The following is a 13,698-nucleotide window of genomic DNA, read 5'->3' on the forward strand; positions in this document are numbered from 1 at the left end:
TTTTCAATCACGCAGCCATCCCCCATCTTCGGCGCCAGACAGGCACAGGAGATCGGAATATGGATATCGCAATCACCCTCACGACCCCTGGCGGCATCGAGCAACTGACGGTTACCCCGCAAGAACCGCAGGCGCCGGGGCCAAACGAGATACGCATCCGCCACGACGCCATCGGCGTCAACTTCCTGGATATCTATCATCGCAAGGGCCTCTATCCGCTCCCCACCTACCCCGCCGTCATCGGCGCCGAGGGTGCTGGCGTGGTCGAGGCGGTCGGCCCCGAGGTGACGGCGGTCTCTCCCGGCGACCGCGTCGTCTATATGGGCGCGCCCGTCGGCGCCTACGCCTCGACGCGCCTGCTACCGGCCCATCGCGCCATCCGACTGCCCGATGATGTCGGCTCGAAACAGGCTGCCGCCATGATGCTCAAGGGCATGACGGCCTATATGCTGCTCCACCGGATCCACACGGTGACGCCTGAAAGCACGATCCTGGTGCACGCCGCCGCCGGCGGTCTCGGCACGCTTCTGGTGTGCTGGGCCAAGCACCTCGGCGCCACTGTCATCGGCACGGTGAGCAATCAGGAGAAAGCGGCACTGGCCAGAGAGAACGGCGCCGACCATCTGGTGATTGGCCGCGAGGCCGATCTGGTCGCAGACGTCATGGCGCTGACATCAGGGCGCGGTGTCGATGTCGGCTATGATGGTATAGGCGGCGCGATGCTGGCGAAGACCATCCAGTGCATCCGCCCTTTCGGCATGGCCGCGGGCTTTGGCCAGGCAGCGGGGCCGATACCGCCTGTGGCGATCGAGGCGCTGCGCCCGAACAAGTCATTGTCGCACCCGAGCATCATGGCGGCGAGCACCGATCCGGACTTCTACCTGGAGGCGGCCACGGCGACGATCGAGGCTATCCGGCTCGGCATTCTCACGCTTCCCACCCGCGAATTCGCCCTTTCCGATGCCGCCGCGGCCCACACCGAACTGGAGGCCGGACGGAGCAGCGGCAGCCTGTTGCTGATCCCGTAAACGGGCTTCGACGCGGGCGAGAAAGATACCGTTTCGGATGTAAATTATATGTGATATGGCCGGTTGCATTATTCAGATGTGAAAGTCTTATCCATGACCAAACCTCTCACCATTGCCGATCTGAAATCGCTCGCCCAGCGCCGTGTCCCCAAGATGTTCTTCGACTACGCCGATTCCGGCGCCTGGACGGAACAGACCTACCGCGCCAACGAGAGCGATTTCGCCAAGATCGGCCTGCGTCAGCGCGTGCTCGTCGACATGACGAACCGCACGCTCGAGACGACGATGGTGGGCCAGAAGGTCTCGATGCCGGTCGCTCTCGCTCCGACGGGCATGACCGGCATGCAGCACGCCGACGGCGAGATGCTGGCGGCGCAGGCGGCCGAAGAGGCGGGCGTTCCCTTCACGCTGTCGACCATGAGCATCTGCTCGATCGAGGATGTCGCCTCGGTGACGACCAAGCCCTTCTGGTTCCAGCTTTATGTCATGAAGGACAAGGACTTCGTGCTGAGCCTGATCAACCGCGCCAAGGCCGCCAAGTGCTCGGCTCTGGTCTTGACCGCCGACCTGCAGATCCTCGGCCAGCGCCACAAGGACCTGCGCAACGGCCTTTCGGCGCCGCCGAAATTCACGCCCAAGCACATCTGGCAGATGGCGACGCGGCCCTTCTGGTGCCTCGACATGCTGCAGACCAAGCGCCGCGGCTTCGGCAACATCGTTGGCCACGCCAAGAACGTCTCCGATCTCTCCTCGCTCTCCGTCTGGACGGCGGAGCAGTTCGACCCTCAGCTCTCCTGGGCCGATGTTTCTTGGATCAAGGAACAGTGGGGCGGCCCGCTGATCATCAAGGGCATCTGCGACGTCGAGGATGCGAAGGCGGCTGCCGACACCGGCGCCGACGCCATCATCGTCTCCAACCACGGCGGCCGCCAGCTCGACGGCGCCCCCTCTTCGATCAGCATGCTGCCCGGTATAGTCGACGCCGTCGGCGACAGGATCGAAGTGCACCTCGACGGCGGCATCCGCTCCGGCCAGGACGTGCTGAAGGCCGTGGCGCTCGGTGCCAAAGGCACCTACATCGGCCGCCCGTTCCTCTATGGCCTCGGCGCCATGGGCAAGGAAGGCGTTTCGCTTACGCTCAACATCCTGCGCAAGGAGATGGACGTGACCATGGCGCTCTGCGGCAAGCGCGACATCAAGGACGTGAACTCGTCGATCATCGCGGGACGGCAGTAGGCGCGATTTGAATTATACACATCATTGTGTATAATTCAGCCCGATGAAGAGCGCCGACGTCATTGCCCTGCTGCTGAAAGCCGGCTGGTTTGAGGTCGGCCATAGGGGCAGCCATGCCCAGTTCAAACATGCGGACAAGCCAGGCCGCGTGACGGTGCCGCATCCCAAGCGGGACATTCCGATCGGGACGCTGCGCAGCATCGAGAGGCAGTCGGGCCTGAAGTTGAGGTGATCATGCGCAACTATATCGGACTGATCCACAAGGACGCGGAAAGCGACTACGGCGTCTCGTTTCCGGATTTTCCCGGCGCCATCACGGCCGGCTCGACGCTGGACGAGGCGCGTGAAATGGCCGAGGAAGCCTTGGCTTTTCACGTTGAGGGATTGATCGAGGACGGCGAGACGCTTCCACAACCCTCCTCGCTCGAAACCGTCATGGCCAACCCGGAGAACAAGGACGGCGTTGCCATCCTCGTCTCGCTGAAAGCCGCCTCAAGCAGGGCCGTGCGCATCAATGTGACTCTGCCGGAAGACGTTCTGGCCCGTATCGACGCCGTCGCTGCCGCTGCCGGCCTGTCACGCTCGGCCTTTCTCGCCAAGGCCGCGAAGCGCGAAATCGAACGCAACGCGGCGGCTTAGCTCAGCGCCGACCGGCTGACGCCTTTAATGAGCGCCCCTGACGAAGTCCTCAGGCTCGATGAGATCATGCTCTTCGTAGCGGCCGTTCTTGACTTCCTCGAACGCCTCCATCAACCGCACGGCATTGGCCGGCGTGGAAAGGAGATGCAGCGTCACCATCATCCCCTCATACTCGTGCTTGTCCATCAGGATCGCCGAGGGCTTGCCGCGGCGAACGATCTCCACGACGACGCCGTGCTGCGAGACTTCGTCAAGAAGGCTGGCGAGGCCGTTTCTGGCTTCTGAAAACGTGACGGTGCGCATGATGATCCCCCGCAACGACTGTACGATGTACCACATAAGCCGTTGCGGATGTCAATTTGAGCAACGGCCCTGGCGCAGAACGCTTACCGCACCCACCCCGTCGCCAGCGCACCGGCCCAATCCGGCCGCCCGTTCTCCCGCGCCAGCCGCGACATCGCCATGTGGTCATAGGCGACGGTCCGAAACTGCGGCACGAAGCCGGACGCGGTCTTCTCGACGATGCAATAGGACGCCAGCGGATGCCCCGCCTCGACCTTGTGCTCATAGGGCGTGTCGTCGCTGTAGCCGGGGCAGCCGACGCTGCCGGGATTGACGATCAGGCGCCCGTCGCTGAGCCGGACCATGCGCGGCACATGGCTGTGGCCGCAGAGGATCAGCGGCTGTTCGACCCCCTCGGCCAGCGCCTCGATCTCTTCGAGAGGCTTCAGGAAGACATGCCCATCAGGCGAGACGGATTCCAGCCAATATGTTTCGTCGTGCCCAGGCGTGGCGTGGCAGAGATAGACCTCGTCGCGGTAGACGGCGCTGAACGGCAGGCTTCGCAGCCAGCCGAGATGCGCTGCCGAAAGCTGCCCATAAGCATGTTGCTCCCACGAAGGCATCGCGTCGGCGGGGCTTTCGATCAGGTAGCGGTCGTGATTGCCGCGCACCGTCAGCGCATTGAGCGACATCAGCCTGTCCGCCGCCCTGCCCGCTTCGAGCGGCCCGCTCAGGCAATCGCCGAGATTGACGATCTCGGAAATCCCAAGCGCTTCGATATCGGCAAGCACGGCCTCCAGCGCCAGATGGTTGCCATGCACGTCGGCGATCGCGGCAAAACGCATCGCTCAGCTCCCGCGGTAGGTCGAATAGCCATAGGGCGAGATCAGGAGCGGCACGTGATAATGCGCGCTCTCGTCGGCGATGCCGAAGCGGATCGGCACGAGATCGAGGAAGGCGGGATGCGGGAGTGCTGCACCCGTGCCGCGCAGATAATCGCCGGCATGAAACAGAAGCTCATAGGTCCCGGCCTTGAAACTCTCGCCGACAAGGATCGGCCCGCCATCGACGCGGCCATCGGCATTGGTGACGACGGTCTTCACATGCCGGCGAACCTCGGCCTCGATATGAAACAGCTCGATCTTCAACCCCTCGGCCGGCTTGCCGGAGGCGGTGTCGAGGACATGGGTGGTCAATCCGGTCATGAAATGGGCTCGCTGATGACAAAGGGAGTGTCGAAAAAATATTCTTCCAGATTGTTGCCCGGCCCGTCGCGATCGACAACCAGGAAATCGCTGGCTGCGCCAAGCGACATCAGGGGATGATGCCAGACATTGCGCCCATAATTCACGCCCTGATCGCCGCGCGCCAGGAACACCTGCGGACGCCCCGGCTTGCCGCCCTCGTCCTCCGACACCACGACCAGAAACGGCCGGCCGGAGATCGGCGAGAAGCTCTGGCTGCCGAAAGGATGCCGCTCCATCATGCCGACTTCACAGGGGAAATCGCGTGGCTGCCCGCGAAACAGGTTGATGATCACTCGAGCGCCCTCGCCCACCACGTCGACCGCAGCCAGCGCATGAAACCGCTCTGTGGTGCCGTTGTTGATATACCGCATCGTCGCCGGATCGGCTTCGATGACCTCGCCGAAGGGCGCGAAGGCGGCTTTGGTCAGCGGCTGGATATCGAGGAAGTCTGTCACGTCATTCGCCTTGTATGCGCCAGTGGCGTAGCATGTGGAGTGTATCGATCAGCTCGGGAATATTGTTCGTCGCCGTGTCCCAGACCGTCTCGAGGTCGATATTGAAATAGCCGTGCGCGATCCTGTTTCGCATTCCGCGCATCTTTGTCCAGGGCACTTCCGGATGCGCCGCGACGACCTCCGGAAACTCCTCGGACAATCGCGTGACGACCTCGCCGATCATCAGCAGATTCATGCCGATGGCACGCTGCTTCATCACATCTTGAAGAAACGCTTCCTTGGACGTTCCCTTCACGAAATCGCCGATCTCGTGGGCAACCTGTTCCATCTGATCGAGATAGGATCGCAGCCAATCCGAATTCATATCGGCTTAGCCTCGCTGAGAACGCGCGCGCGCACTCTTTCAGGGAAATCTCCGGGAACCATGAGATGGATATCCGTCCCCTGCATGATGTCCTTCAACTCTTCCAGCAGGCCACCGAGATCAAACAACGACGTTCCCGGCAGCGTATCGACGAGAATATCGAGGTCACTATCCGCCCGATCCTCGCCCCGCGCCACCGAGCCAAAGACACGCGGGTTCGCCGCGTTGAAGCGTATCGTCGCCTCGCGAATCGCCTGCCTGTTTTGCTCCAGCACCTCGGATGGTCTCATCGTCTTCGCTCCTCAGCGGCGACTATAAGCGGCGGGTTAAAAAGAGAAAAGCACGTCCACGTAGCTCAGGAAAGAGCGAACGTGGCATCCTCATATAGCAAGGACATTCTGAAGAACACGCTCGCGAATGTTTTCCGGCAAACCGCCCGGTGTCACCAGATCCACCTTCACCCCCAGAATATCTTTCAACTCTTCCAGCAGCCCGCCGAGATCGAACAGAGACGTCCCCGGCAACGCATCCACCAGAATATCCAGATCGCTATCCGCCCGATCCTCGCCCCGCGCCACCGAACCGAACACACGCGGGTTCGCCGCATTGAAGCGCTTCGTCGCCTCGCGGATCGCCTGCCTGTTTTGCTCCAGCACTTCCGATGGTCTCATCGCACTCGCTCCCTCTCGACGACTATAAGCGGCGGACGGACAAGAGAAAAGTGTCGCTTAGCGCGAAGGCAGCAGCGCCTCGAGCCTCAGGAGCGCAATGCGCTCCACCTGTGCGGTCGCCGTTTCGAATTCCGCGTCGCGGCTGTTGTCGATGCGCTTTTCGAAGGCGGCGAGGATCGCCTGCTTGTCGAGGCCCTTCACCGCGATGATGAAGGGAAAGCCGAATTTTTCGACATAGGCCCGGTTGAGTTCGGTGAAGCGCTGATGCTCCTCCGGGCTCAGCCGGTCGAGCCCGGCGCCGGCCTGTTCCTTTTTGCTGTCCTCTGTGAGCTCACCGGCGATCGCCAGGCGGCCTGCGAGGTCGGGGTGGGCGCGCAGAACGCCGAGGCGCTCCTCCGGGCTCGCGGCGCGGAAGATCGCCACCAGCGCCGTGTGCACGCGGTCGACATCAAGCGTCTCGCCGACGAAACCGTCGTCGAAGGCCCGCTCGGCGATGAAGGGCGAGTGTTCGAAGACGCCGCCGAAGCGGGAGATGAATTCGTCGCGTGCGATCATCAGATGGCCTCCGGCTTGTGGTGCTTGTGCCAATGCTCGGCGATCTCGATGCGGCGGGGGATCCACACCTTCTCGTGGTCGAGCACATATTGCATGAAGCGCTTCAGCGCCGCCGCGCGGCCCGGGCGGCCGACAAGCCGGCAATGCAGGCCGATCGACATCATCTTCGGGCTGCCCGCCTCACCCTCTTCATAGAGCGTGTCGAAGGCATCCTTGAGATAGGTGAAGAACTGGTCGCCCGAATTGAAGCCCTGCGGCGTGGCAAAGCGCATGTCGTTGGTTTCGAGCGTATAGGGGATGATCAGGAACGGCTTGTCGTCGACGCCCTTCACCCAGAAAGGCAGATCGTCGGCATAGCTGTCCGACGAATAGAGGAAGCCGCCCTCTTCCTGCACCAGCCGCAGCGTATTGTCGGATGGCTTGCCCTGGTACATGCCGTAGGGCCGCTCGCCTGTTAGTTCGGTATGCAGCCGCACGGCTTCGAGGATATGCTTGCGCTCCAGCTCTTCCTGGAAATCCTTGTATTCCAACCAGCGGTAGCCGTGGCTGGCGATTTCCCAGCCGGCTTCCTTCATCGCCGCCACCGCCTCGGGGTTGCGCGCCATGGCCTGCGTCACGCCGTAGACGGTCGCCTGCACCTTGAGATCGGTGAACATCCGCCACAGCCGCCAGAAACCGGCCCGCGAGCCGTATTCGTAGATCGATTCCATGTTGAGATTGCGCTGGCCGGGCCAGGCGGCTGCGCCGACGATCTCCGACAGCAGGTTTTCCGAGGCCGCGTCGCCATCCAGAATGCAGCTCTCGCCGCCCTCTTCGTAATTGATGACGAACTGCACGGCGATATTGGCGCCGCCGGGCCATTTCGGGTCGGGGGTGTTGCGGCCATAGCCGACGAGATTGCGCGGGTAAGTCTCGGATACCATGAAATCACCTTCCAGAAAGTCGGCGAACGGTAACACCTCAAGAGCGAATGTCGAGACGGAAACTGCGCAACAGAGTTTTGCCTTTATGGCACAATCGCTTAGGCCGGAACGGGAACCCGCTCGCGCCGCGCGCTGACCTTGCCCATCGGATGCAGCGAATGCACCCGGAACGGCCCGCCATTGCCCTCTTCGACCATCAGCGCCACGTTCGATATCTTCACCGGATCGACGAGAACCGGCTCGAAGACGCTGCGCAGCGAACGCTCGATGCGCGACATGTCGATCAGGCTGACCGGACCGGTCAACGGCATGTGGAAGCGGAATTCGTCCATCACATAGGGGCATCCCCAACGATGCAGATTGGCGAACTGCGCCGCTGAAAGCCCATCCGGATCGCTGCGCTCGATATCCGCATCGCTGAGCGGCGCGCGGAACTGGTCGAATTGCTGCACGATCGAGGAGGCCAGATACTGGACGTTGTCGCAGGGCAGCGACGGCACCAGGCTGAAGATGCTACCGGTGCGCGCGACCTCGAGCCGCGGAATGGAAAACGGCGTGAGCGTGCCGCAGAAGCGCATCAGCTCCCGCAGTAGTTGTGGCTCCGACATGTCGGTCGCAAGCCGGAAGGGTGCCTTCAGCGCGCCGTGAAAACCATAGCGCCGCGGCACCGCCGTGTGAAAGGCAACCTCGTGAATGCTGAGCCCGCGGATCGCCGTGGGCTCCACCATTTCGCCGGAAAACACGTTTCGGCCAAGCCAATTGGCAGCCGCATGCGACAGCGGGTCATTCGCGGCGGGCGTGAAGCAGATGGCGTATCGCATGCAATTATCTCCGTCGGCACCAGGCGCGACTCGTCAGCGCGCCGCCGTTTTGCAAGCAGATAGGCGATTTGCATGACAGATTGACGAAGGACAGCGAGTGCTAATTCACGTTTAACGTGAATTGCCAAATATCTCGCGAAAGTGGCTGCTGATTTCAGGATTAAACAGCGGAAAACGGAAAAGCGTAGGCGAAACGAGAGAGTTCAAGCGATCGCGAGGCACTTTAGCGTGAAGCGACGTGAATATGATTGATCAGGTGAAAGCTCTCCGGCACCGCAAACGGTATCGTGCTGCCCGCTGCCATATGCACAACCGCTTCGGCCAGCCGGTGCGCGAGGCCGAAGCTGACCTTGAAGCCACCAGTCAGCGCCAGCAATCTCTCATGTTCGGGATGCGGACCGATCATCGGGTCGCGGTCGATCGCCTTGGGGCGCAGCCCGGCCCAACGCTCGATAACGGGCGCATCGCGCAGCAAAGGCACCAGCGCCCGCGCCTTCTCGACCAGAACATCCAGCTGCCCGTCGGTCGCAAAGGGCGCGGCGAAACGGTTCTCGCTGGTGCTGCCGATCGCGACATGCCCGCCCTCATGCGCCACCACATAGAGCCCGTCGCGGAAGATGGTCGGGAGGCCAGGATCGATATCCGCCTTCAAAAGCGCCGACTGCCCCTTCACCGGCTGGCCGAGCGGCTGCGTCAGCCCTGCCGTGTCGCGCGCCAGAAGCGGAAACGACTGGTAACCGGCCGCAATGATGCAATGTCCGAAGGCGATCGCCCCGGCATCGGTCTCGGCGACCCCGCGCTCGGCATCGATGCCGCGAACGGCTGAATTCTCGATGATGCGGATGTGTTTGGCGCGGCGGAGGAACGCTGTCAGCACACCCGTCAGCGATCGTGGCGCCACCCGACCGGCCAGCGTGTCATGCACGAAGCCGCCTTCCATTTGAGAAGCGTCCGGCCAGCCGGATACTGCGGGCGTATCGATCACATTCCAATGAAAGCGGTGCTCTCCAGCGCGCCAATGGCTGTCGGCATCGGCGGAATGGCCGAGCGCGATATCGCGCAGATGCGGCTTGGGCAGCGGGATCAGGCGGCCGGAGCGACGGTAGCCGGTCGATAGGCCCGTCTCCGCCTCCAGCCACGTCACCTCGGCCTCCAGCGCCACCAGCGCATCGAACTGAAACTGCTTCTTCGGGTTCCATTTATCCGGCATGTGCGGCATCAGCGCGCCCAGCAACCCGCCGCTCGCCCCTCCTCCGAGCACGCCGGAATCGATCAGCACCGCGTCGATCCCCATGCGTTCGGCGTGAACGGCCGCCCAGAGCCCCATGATGCCGCCGCCGACGATCAACAGTTCAGTGGACGATTGACCCGAGGGCAAGGCCGGACTATCGGCTGTTGACATGACAGACATCGATCCCGATCAGATTAATTTGGCACAGGCTGAGATGGCGAACCGGCCGCTTGAATGGCGCGACGGCGATATGCCCTATTCGCCGGCCTTTGGCGACCATTTTTATTGCCAGACCGACGGCCGCCTCGAATGCGGCCATGTCTTCCTCGCCGGAAACGGCCTGCCCGAGCGATGGGCCGAGGCACAAAACTTCCTGATCGGCGAGCTCGGTTTCGGCACCGGCCTGAACTTCGCCGAGACCTTCAGGAACTGGAAGCTGAGGCGCGCGGAAGGACAGCATCTGCACTTCATGTCCTTCGAGCTCTACCCGATGCGGCGAGACGAAATCGACCGCGCGCTGTCACACTGGCCGGAGATCGACGCCGAGCGCATCGCGCTCACCGCCGCATGGCCGGATCAGCCGGAGGGCACCGTGTCCCTGAAGCTCGACAAGCAGACCACGCTCAGCGTCGTCTGCGGCCGGGCGCTCGATGGCGTGGCGGCCGCCGAAGCGGGTTTCGATGCCTGGTATCTGGATGGCTTTGCGCCCTCGCGAAATGCCGACATGTGGTCGCAGGAGCTGATGACGCTTGTCTGTGAGAAGACCGTTTCCGGCGGCACCTTCGCGACCTACGCCGCCGCCGGTTTCGTCCGCCGCAATCTGGGCGCCGCGGGCTTCGCGGTCGAGCGCCGTCCCGGTTTCGCCGGCAAGCGCGAAATGCTCTGCGGCGTCAAGCACGCCGAGATTTAGGTCGATATCCGGATCAGCTCAGCGAAATCCCGCTCGCGCGGCCTTCCTTGCCGAGCCAGAGCGCGATCTTTTCTTCCAGCAGTTCCGGGCTGATCGGCTTGGCCATGTAGTCGTCCATGCCGGCATCGAGGCAGAGATCGCGGTCGGCGTCGAGCGCGTGCGCCGTGACACCGATGATCGGCACCCGGTGCCCCTGCCCGCGCTCAAGCTCGCGGATGCGCCGCGCCGCGTCGTGGCCGTTCATGACGGGCATCGACACATCCATCATGATGATGCGCGGCGTATAGGCCTCCCAGGCCTCGACGGCCTCTTCGCCATTTTTGACGACGAGGAAGTTCAGCCCCGTCGCCTGCAGGATCTGCGTAAAGACGATCTGGTTGACCTCGTTGTCCTCGGCGACGAGCACGTCGATGAAGGACGGCGGCAGTCTTTCGCTGAGAGGTTCCGGCAAAAGCTCGGGCTCTAACGGCGGCGCCTCGATGACGGGGCGCAGCGTCGGCGCCAGCCTGATCCGGTTGGTCCGAACGACATCGACGATGGTGTTGCGCAGCACGTTGGCCCGGGCCGGCTTCATCAGATGCGCCTGGCCGTTCAGCGCCGCGAATTCCTTCTCGGTGCCCGAGATATCCATCGAGGTCAGGAATACGATCGGCAGCTCGGCGAAGCGTTCGTCGGCGCGCAGCAGGCGGGCGATATCGGCGCCGTTCATGCCGGGGATCTGGTAGTCGAGCACCAGCGCATCGATAGAAACGCCGAGCGCGAAGGCTTCCTCGAGAATGGCGAGCCCCTCGACGCCGTCCTCGGCGGCCGCGCCGTCGAAACCCCATTGCGTGAGTTGCTCGGTCAGGATCTGGCGGTTGACGGCGTTGTCGTCAATGACAAGCACGCGCGCGCCGCGCACATTGACCGGCAGCGGCCGCGGCTCGGCCCGCTTGGCGCCGACGGCAAACGGCAGGGTGACGGTGAAGACCGAGCCTTCGCCAACAGCGCTGTCGACTTCGATATAGCCGCCGAACAGATCGACGAGACCCGCCGTGATCGCCAACCCCAGTCCGGTGCCTTCGTGACGCCGCGTCGAGGAAGAATCGATCTGCGAGAACTTGCCGAAGATCTGGTCGAGCCGGTCCTTCGGCATGCCGATCCCGGTATCCTCGATGCGCAGCGTCGCCATGATCTCGTCGGCCGCACCCGCGACATAGCCGAGCTCAACCAGCACATGTCCCCGCTCGGTGAACTTGACGGCGTTACCCACAAGATTGGTGACGATCTGCCGGAAACGCCCGGCATCGCCGATGATCGCCGCAGGCAGGCCTGGCATGACGCGCACCAGAAGCTCGATGCTCTTTTCCGCCGCAAGCGACGACAAGAGCGTCACCACGTCCTCGACGGCCTCGATCGGATCGAAGGTCACGCGCCGCAGCGTCATCTGCCCGGAATCGATCTTCGAGAAGTCGAGAATGTCGTTGATGATGGTCATCAGCGCATTACCGGACTTGGTGATGATATCGACGAAGGTCTTCTGGCGCGTATCGAGATTGGTCTTCGACAGCAGCTCCGCCATGCCGAGAACACCGTTCATCGGCGTGCGGATTTCATGGCTCATATTGGCGAGGAACTCCGACTTCACCCGATCGGCGACTTCGGCGCGTTCAAGCAGGCTTTCGAGATCGCCTTCGCGGATCTTCATCGCCGAAATGTCGGTGAACAGCACCACCCAGTGCCGGCGCGCGCTGACCATGACGTCCATCTGCACCCAGCGGCCATCCGGCACGCGAAACAGATGCGACGCCGGCTGGCCGTCGGCAAGCGCCTGGCCGATATCGTTGAGCAGGTGATCGGAATCCTCCGAGAAATCACCGCGCTTGCCGCAGAAGGCCAGCATCTCGCGCCAGTTGCGCCCGACCGCGACGTGCTCGCAGGCAAGATCCAGCATCCCGGCCAGCGCATCGTTGCTGAGCAGGATTTCGCCATCCTGCAGCACGAGCAGCCCCTGCGACATCGCATGTGTCGCGTCACCCATCAGCTCGCCGAGGTTTTCGAGCTCTTCGCGGGCGGCGTGGATTTCGCGCTCATGCCGGCGCACGGCCGACACGTCGGCATAGGTCAGCAGGATGCGATCCGTCGAGATCTTGCGGCTGTCGACCAGGAGAAACTTTTCGCCCCAGTTGATCTCGGCTGCAGCCGGCTGGTCGGAGCGGAACTGATCGGTGCGCCGCGCAAGGATTTCCTCGGCGGTCACGCCCGGCGGATAGCGCCCCAGCGTGTGGTTGTACTCGACAAGCTCGGCGAAGCCCTTGCCGTCAAACAGGCCCTCTGGCAGCTCGGAGATCGTGTAGAAGGCATGGTTGCCATAACGGATCGTCAGATCGCTCTCGAGAATGAGAACGCCGACCGGCAGCGAATTCAGCACGCGCGCCATGTCGCGATGGAGAATTTCGGTGTGCGCCTGCGCGGCGATGAGCGCGCTTTCGCGCTCCTTCAACAGCGAGACATCCGAGTAGGACCCGACCGTATAGTGCCGGCCGTCGCCGCCATCGATCCGGTTGATCTGCGCGAGGATAGGATAGACCCCGCCATCCGCACGAGGAACCAGGCTCTCGATATCGCGCGCCTCTCCCTTGGCCAGCGCCTGCACATTGCCGCGGCTCACCATGTCGCCGGACGCCGTGCCGAACATCTCGCGTTCGGTCTTGCCCAGCGACTCGGCGCGCGGCAGCCCCGTCAGCTGTTCGTAAGATGCGTTGGCATAAACCAGCCGGTGATCCTGATCGCGCACGAAGGCGGCAACCGGAAGCGCCTCGATCACATCGCGCAGGAAGTCGGTATCCGTCCTGTTGTCACTTTGCGCCCGCGTCGCCGGCCATTTCGGCCGCGCCGCCTTGCGCGCCTCTTCGAACATGCCGAGCACGTAGATCCGTTCCTCCGACAGCGCAAAGCTCTCGATCCGCACGCGGTCATGGAGATCGCCTGTCGCGTCGAAGCAGAGCGCGCTTTCCTCGCTGCCGAACACCAGCGCGCGCCGTTCCTTGTCCTCGCGGTCCTGCTCGTCGGGGCGATCGAACAGCTCGCGGCTGCGCCGGCCGATAAAATCGGAAATCTCCTTGCCGAAGAAATCCGCATAGGCCTGGTTGACCGCGACATAGCGCAGCTCGCTGTTCTTGACATAGGCAGGGTTGTCCAGATCCGCGATCCGGCCGCATGCCAGTTCGAGAATGTCCCCGTTCGGTCCCAAAAACACCTGCTCCACCATGAAAACACTAGGCAAATTGCTACGTCATCGACCATAGCCGAGAGGCGTTTAACAACGAATTAACCATGACCCGGCGAAACAAAAAT

17 protein-coding genes are annotated in these 13,698 nt (G+C 62.9%); 5 read left to right on the forward strand and 12 right to left on the reverse strand.

The annotated features are described in order from the left end of the window. The first annotated feature begins 59 nt into the window (after nt 1-59). From J5286_RS16080 to J5286_RS16095, 4 genes are all read left to right on the forward strand, one after another. Nucleotides 60-1,028 (forward strand): quinone oxidoreductase family protein, encoded by a 969-nt coding sequence (locus J5286_RS16080; RefSeq protein ID WP_209191266.1) that lies wholly within the window; start codon nt 60-62, stop codon nt 1,026-1,028. Between the two features lie 93 nt (nt 1,029-1,121). Then, entirely contained in the window at nt 1,122-2,264 is a 1,143-nt protein-coding gene (locus tag J5286_RS16085) for an alpha-hydroxy acid oxidase (protein WP_209215361.1), read from the forward strand. Nucleotides 2,265-2,307: 43 nt separating this feature from the next. Next, a complete protein-coding gene (locus J5286_RS16090) occupies nt 2,308-2,496 on the forward strand; it encodes a type II toxin-antitoxin system HicA family toxin (RefSeq protein WP_209191268.1) in 189 nt (62 codons plus the stop codon). Nucleotides 2,497-2,498: 2 nt separating this feature from the next. Beyond that, nucleotides 2,499-2,903, forward strand: coding sequence for a type II toxin-antitoxin system HicB family antitoxin (locus J5286_RS16095; protein WP_209191269.1), 405 nt, complete (start codon nt 2,499-2,501; stop codon nt 2,901-2,903). A 24-nt stretch (nt 2,904-2,927) separates the two neighbouring features. Here the strand turns inward: J5286_RS16095 and J5286_RS16100 are convergent, their stop codons facing one another. The 11 genes from J5286_RS16100 to J5286_RS16150 form a co-directional block, all read right to left on the reverse strand. After that, on the reverse strand, nt 2,928-3,206 hold the full coding sequence (locus J5286_RS16100; protein ID WP_209191270.1) for a type II toxin-antitoxin system Phd/YefM family antitoxin: 279 nt from the start codon (nt 3,204-3,206) through the stop codon (nt 2,928-2,930). Nucleotides 3,207-3,289: 83 nt separating this feature from the next. Continuing rightward, entirely contained in the window at nt 3,290-4,030 is a 741-nt protein-coding gene (locus J5286_RS16105; protein ID WP_209191271.1) for a metallophosphoesterase family protein, read from the reverse strand. A gap of 3 nt (nt 4,031-4,033) precedes the next feature. Beyond that, nucleotides 4,034-4,390: a hydroxyisourate hydrolase gene (uraH, locus tag J5286_RS16110; RefSeq protein WP_047506311.1), complete on the reverse strand. Its 357-nt coding sequence runs from the start codon at nt 4,388-4,390 to the stop codon at nt 4,034-4,036. Then, on the reverse strand, nt 4,387-4,887 hold the full coding sequence (locus J5286_RS16115; protein ID WP_209191272.1) for an ureidoglycolate lyase: 501 nt from the start codon (nt 4,885-4,887) through the stop codon (nt 4,387-4,389). Before J5286_RS16115 ends, uraH begins: the two co-directional genes overlap by 4 nt. A 1-nt stretch (nt 4,888) precedes the next feature. After that, nucleotides 4,889-5,251 carry a HepT-like ribonuclease domain-containing protein gene (locus J5286_RS16120; RefSeq protein WP_209191273.1) on the reverse strand — a complete coding sequence of 121 codons (363 nt, stop codon included), beginning with the start codon at nt 5,249-5,251 and terminating at the stop codon, nt 4,889-4,891. Further along, a complete protein-coding gene (locus tag J5286_RS16125; protein WP_209191274.1) occupies nt 5,248-5,541 on the reverse strand; it encodes a nucleotidyltransferase family protein in 294 nt (97 codons plus the stop codon). Before J5286_RS16125 ends, J5286_RS16120 begins: the two co-directional genes overlap by 4 nt. A 90-nt stretch (nt 5,542-5,631) precedes the next feature. Next, nucleotides 5,632-5,922: a nucleotidyltransferase family protein gene (locus J5286_RS16130; protein WP_209191275.1), complete on the reverse strand. Its 291-nt coding sequence runs from the start codon at nt 5,920-5,922 to the stop codon at nt 5,632-5,634. 57 nt (nt 5,923-5,979) lie between these two features. After that, a complete protein-coding gene (uraD, locus tag J5286_RS16135) occupies nt 5,980-6,477 on the reverse strand; it encodes a 2-oxo-4-hydroxy-4-carboxy-5-ureidoimidazoline decarboxylase (RefSeq protein WP_111562964.1) in 498 nt (165 codons plus the stop codon). Further along, nucleotides 6,477-7,400: an allantoinase PuuE gene (gene puuE, locus J5286_RS16140; protein WP_209191276.1), complete on the reverse strand. Its 924-nt coding sequence runs from the start codon at nt 7,398-7,400 to the stop codon at nt 6,477-6,479. Before puuE ends, uraD begins: the two co-directional genes overlap by 1 nt. Nucleotides 7,401-7,498: 98 nt before the next feature. Next, entirely contained in the window at nt 7,499-8,221 is a 723-nt protein-coding gene (locus J5286_RS16145) for a DUF1045 domain-containing protein (RefSeq protein ID WP_113012093.1), read from the reverse strand. A 223-nt stretch (nt 8,222-8,444) separates the two neighbouring features. Beyond that, nucleotides 8,445-9,623 carry an NAD(P)/FAD-dependent oxidoreductase gene (locus J5286_RS16150; RefSeq protein WP_209191277.1) on the reverse strand — a complete coding sequence of 393 codons (1,179 nt, stop codon included), beginning with the start codon at nt 9,621-9,623 and terminating at the stop codon, nt 8,445-8,447. Between J5286_RS16150 and mnmC2 the strand changes: the two genes are divergently transcribed. After that, complete coding sequence (gene mnmC2, locus J5286_RS16155) at nt 9,622-10,362, forward strand: tRNA (5-methylaminomethyl-2-thiouridine)(34)-methyltransferase MnmC2 (RefSeq protein ID WP_209191278.1); 741 nt, start codon at nt 9,622-9,624, stop codon at nt 10,360-10,362. The two genes, J5286_RS16150 and mnmC2, sit on opposite strands and share 2 nt — an antisense overlap. Nucleotides 10,363-10,375: 13 nt before the next feature. On the opposite strand, the gene J5286_RS16160 is transcribed toward mnmC2, so the two are convergent. Continuing rightward, a complete protein-coding gene (locus J5286_RS16160; RefSeq protein ID WP_209191318.1) occupies nt 10,376-13,594 on the reverse strand; it encodes a response regulator in 3,219 nt (1,072 codons plus the stop codon). Nucleotides 13,595-13,698 lie beyond the last annotated feature (104 nt).

This window comes from Rhizobium sp. 16-488-2b (genome assembly GCF_017741815.1).
Classification (GTDB): domain Bacteria; phylum Pseudomonadota; class Alphaproteobacteria; order Rhizobiales; family Rhizobiaceae; genus Rhizobium.

What these genes read in the sequence shown, in the direction of transcription:
- uraH (WP_047506311.1), bottom strand. Translation starts at nt 4,390, where the DNA reads ATGACCGGATTGACCACCCATGTCCTCGACACCGCCTCCGGCAAGCCG.
- J5286_RS16100 (WP_209191270.1), bottom strand. Translation starts at nt 3,206, where the DNA reads ATGCGCACCGTCACGTTTTCAGAAGCCAGAAACGGCCTCGCCAGCCTT.
- J5286_RS16085 (WP_209215361.1), top strand. Translation starts at nt 1,122, where the DNA reads ATGACCAAACCTCTCACCATTGCCGATCTGAAATCGCTCGCCCAGCGC.
- J5286_RS16095 (WP_209191269.1), top strand. Translation starts at nt 2,499, where the DNA reads ATGCGCAACTATATCGGACTGATCCACAAGGACGCGGAAAGCGACTAC.
- J5286_RS16130 (WP_209191275.1), bottom strand. Translation starts at nt 5,922, where the DNA reads ATGAGACCATCGGAAGTGCTGGAGCAAAACAGGCAGGCGATCCGCGAG.
- J5286_RS16120 (WP_209191273.1), bottom strand. Translation starts at nt 5,251, where the DNA reads ATGAATTCGGATTGGCTGCGATCCTATCTCGATCAGATGGAACAGGTT.
- J5286_RS16105 (WP_209191271.1), bottom strand. Translation starts at nt 4,030, where the DNA reads ATGCGTTTTGCCGCGATCGCCGACGTGCATGGCAACCATCTGGCGCTG.
- mnmC2 (WP_209191278.1), top strand. Translation starts at nt 9,622, where the DNA reads ATGACAGACATCGATCCCGATCAGATTAATTTGGCACAGGCTGAGATG.
- uraD (WP_111562964.1), bottom strand. Translation starts at nt 6,477, where the DNA reads ATGATCGCACGCGACGAATTCATCTCCCGCTTCGGCGGCGTCTTCGAA.
- J5286_RS16080 (WP_209191266.1), top strand. Translation starts at nt 60, where the DNA reads ATGGATATCGCAATCACCCTCACGACCCCTGGCGGCATCGAGCAACTG.
- J5286_RS16145 (WP_113012093.1), bottom strand. Translation starts at nt 8,221, where the DNA reads ATGCGATACGCCATCTGCTTCACGCCCGCCGCGAATGACCCGCTGTCG.
- J5286_RS16150 (WP_209191277.1), bottom strand. Translation starts at nt 9,623, where the DNA reads ATGTCAACAGCCGATAGTCCGGCCTTGCCCTCGGGTCAATCGTCCACT.
- puuE (WP_209191276.1), bottom strand. Translation starts at nt 7,400, where the DNA reads ATGGTATCCGAGACTTACCCGCGCAATCTCGTCGGCTATGGCCGCAAC.
- J5286_RS16090 (WP_209191268.1), top strand. Translation starts at nt 2,308, where the DNA reads ATGAAGAGCGCCGACGTCATTGCCCTGCTGCTGAAAGCCGGCTGGTTT.
- J5286_RS16125 (WP_209191274.1), bottom strand. Translation starts at nt 5,541, where the DNA reads ATGAGACCATCCGAGGTGCTGGAGCAAAACAGGCAGGCGATTCGCGAG.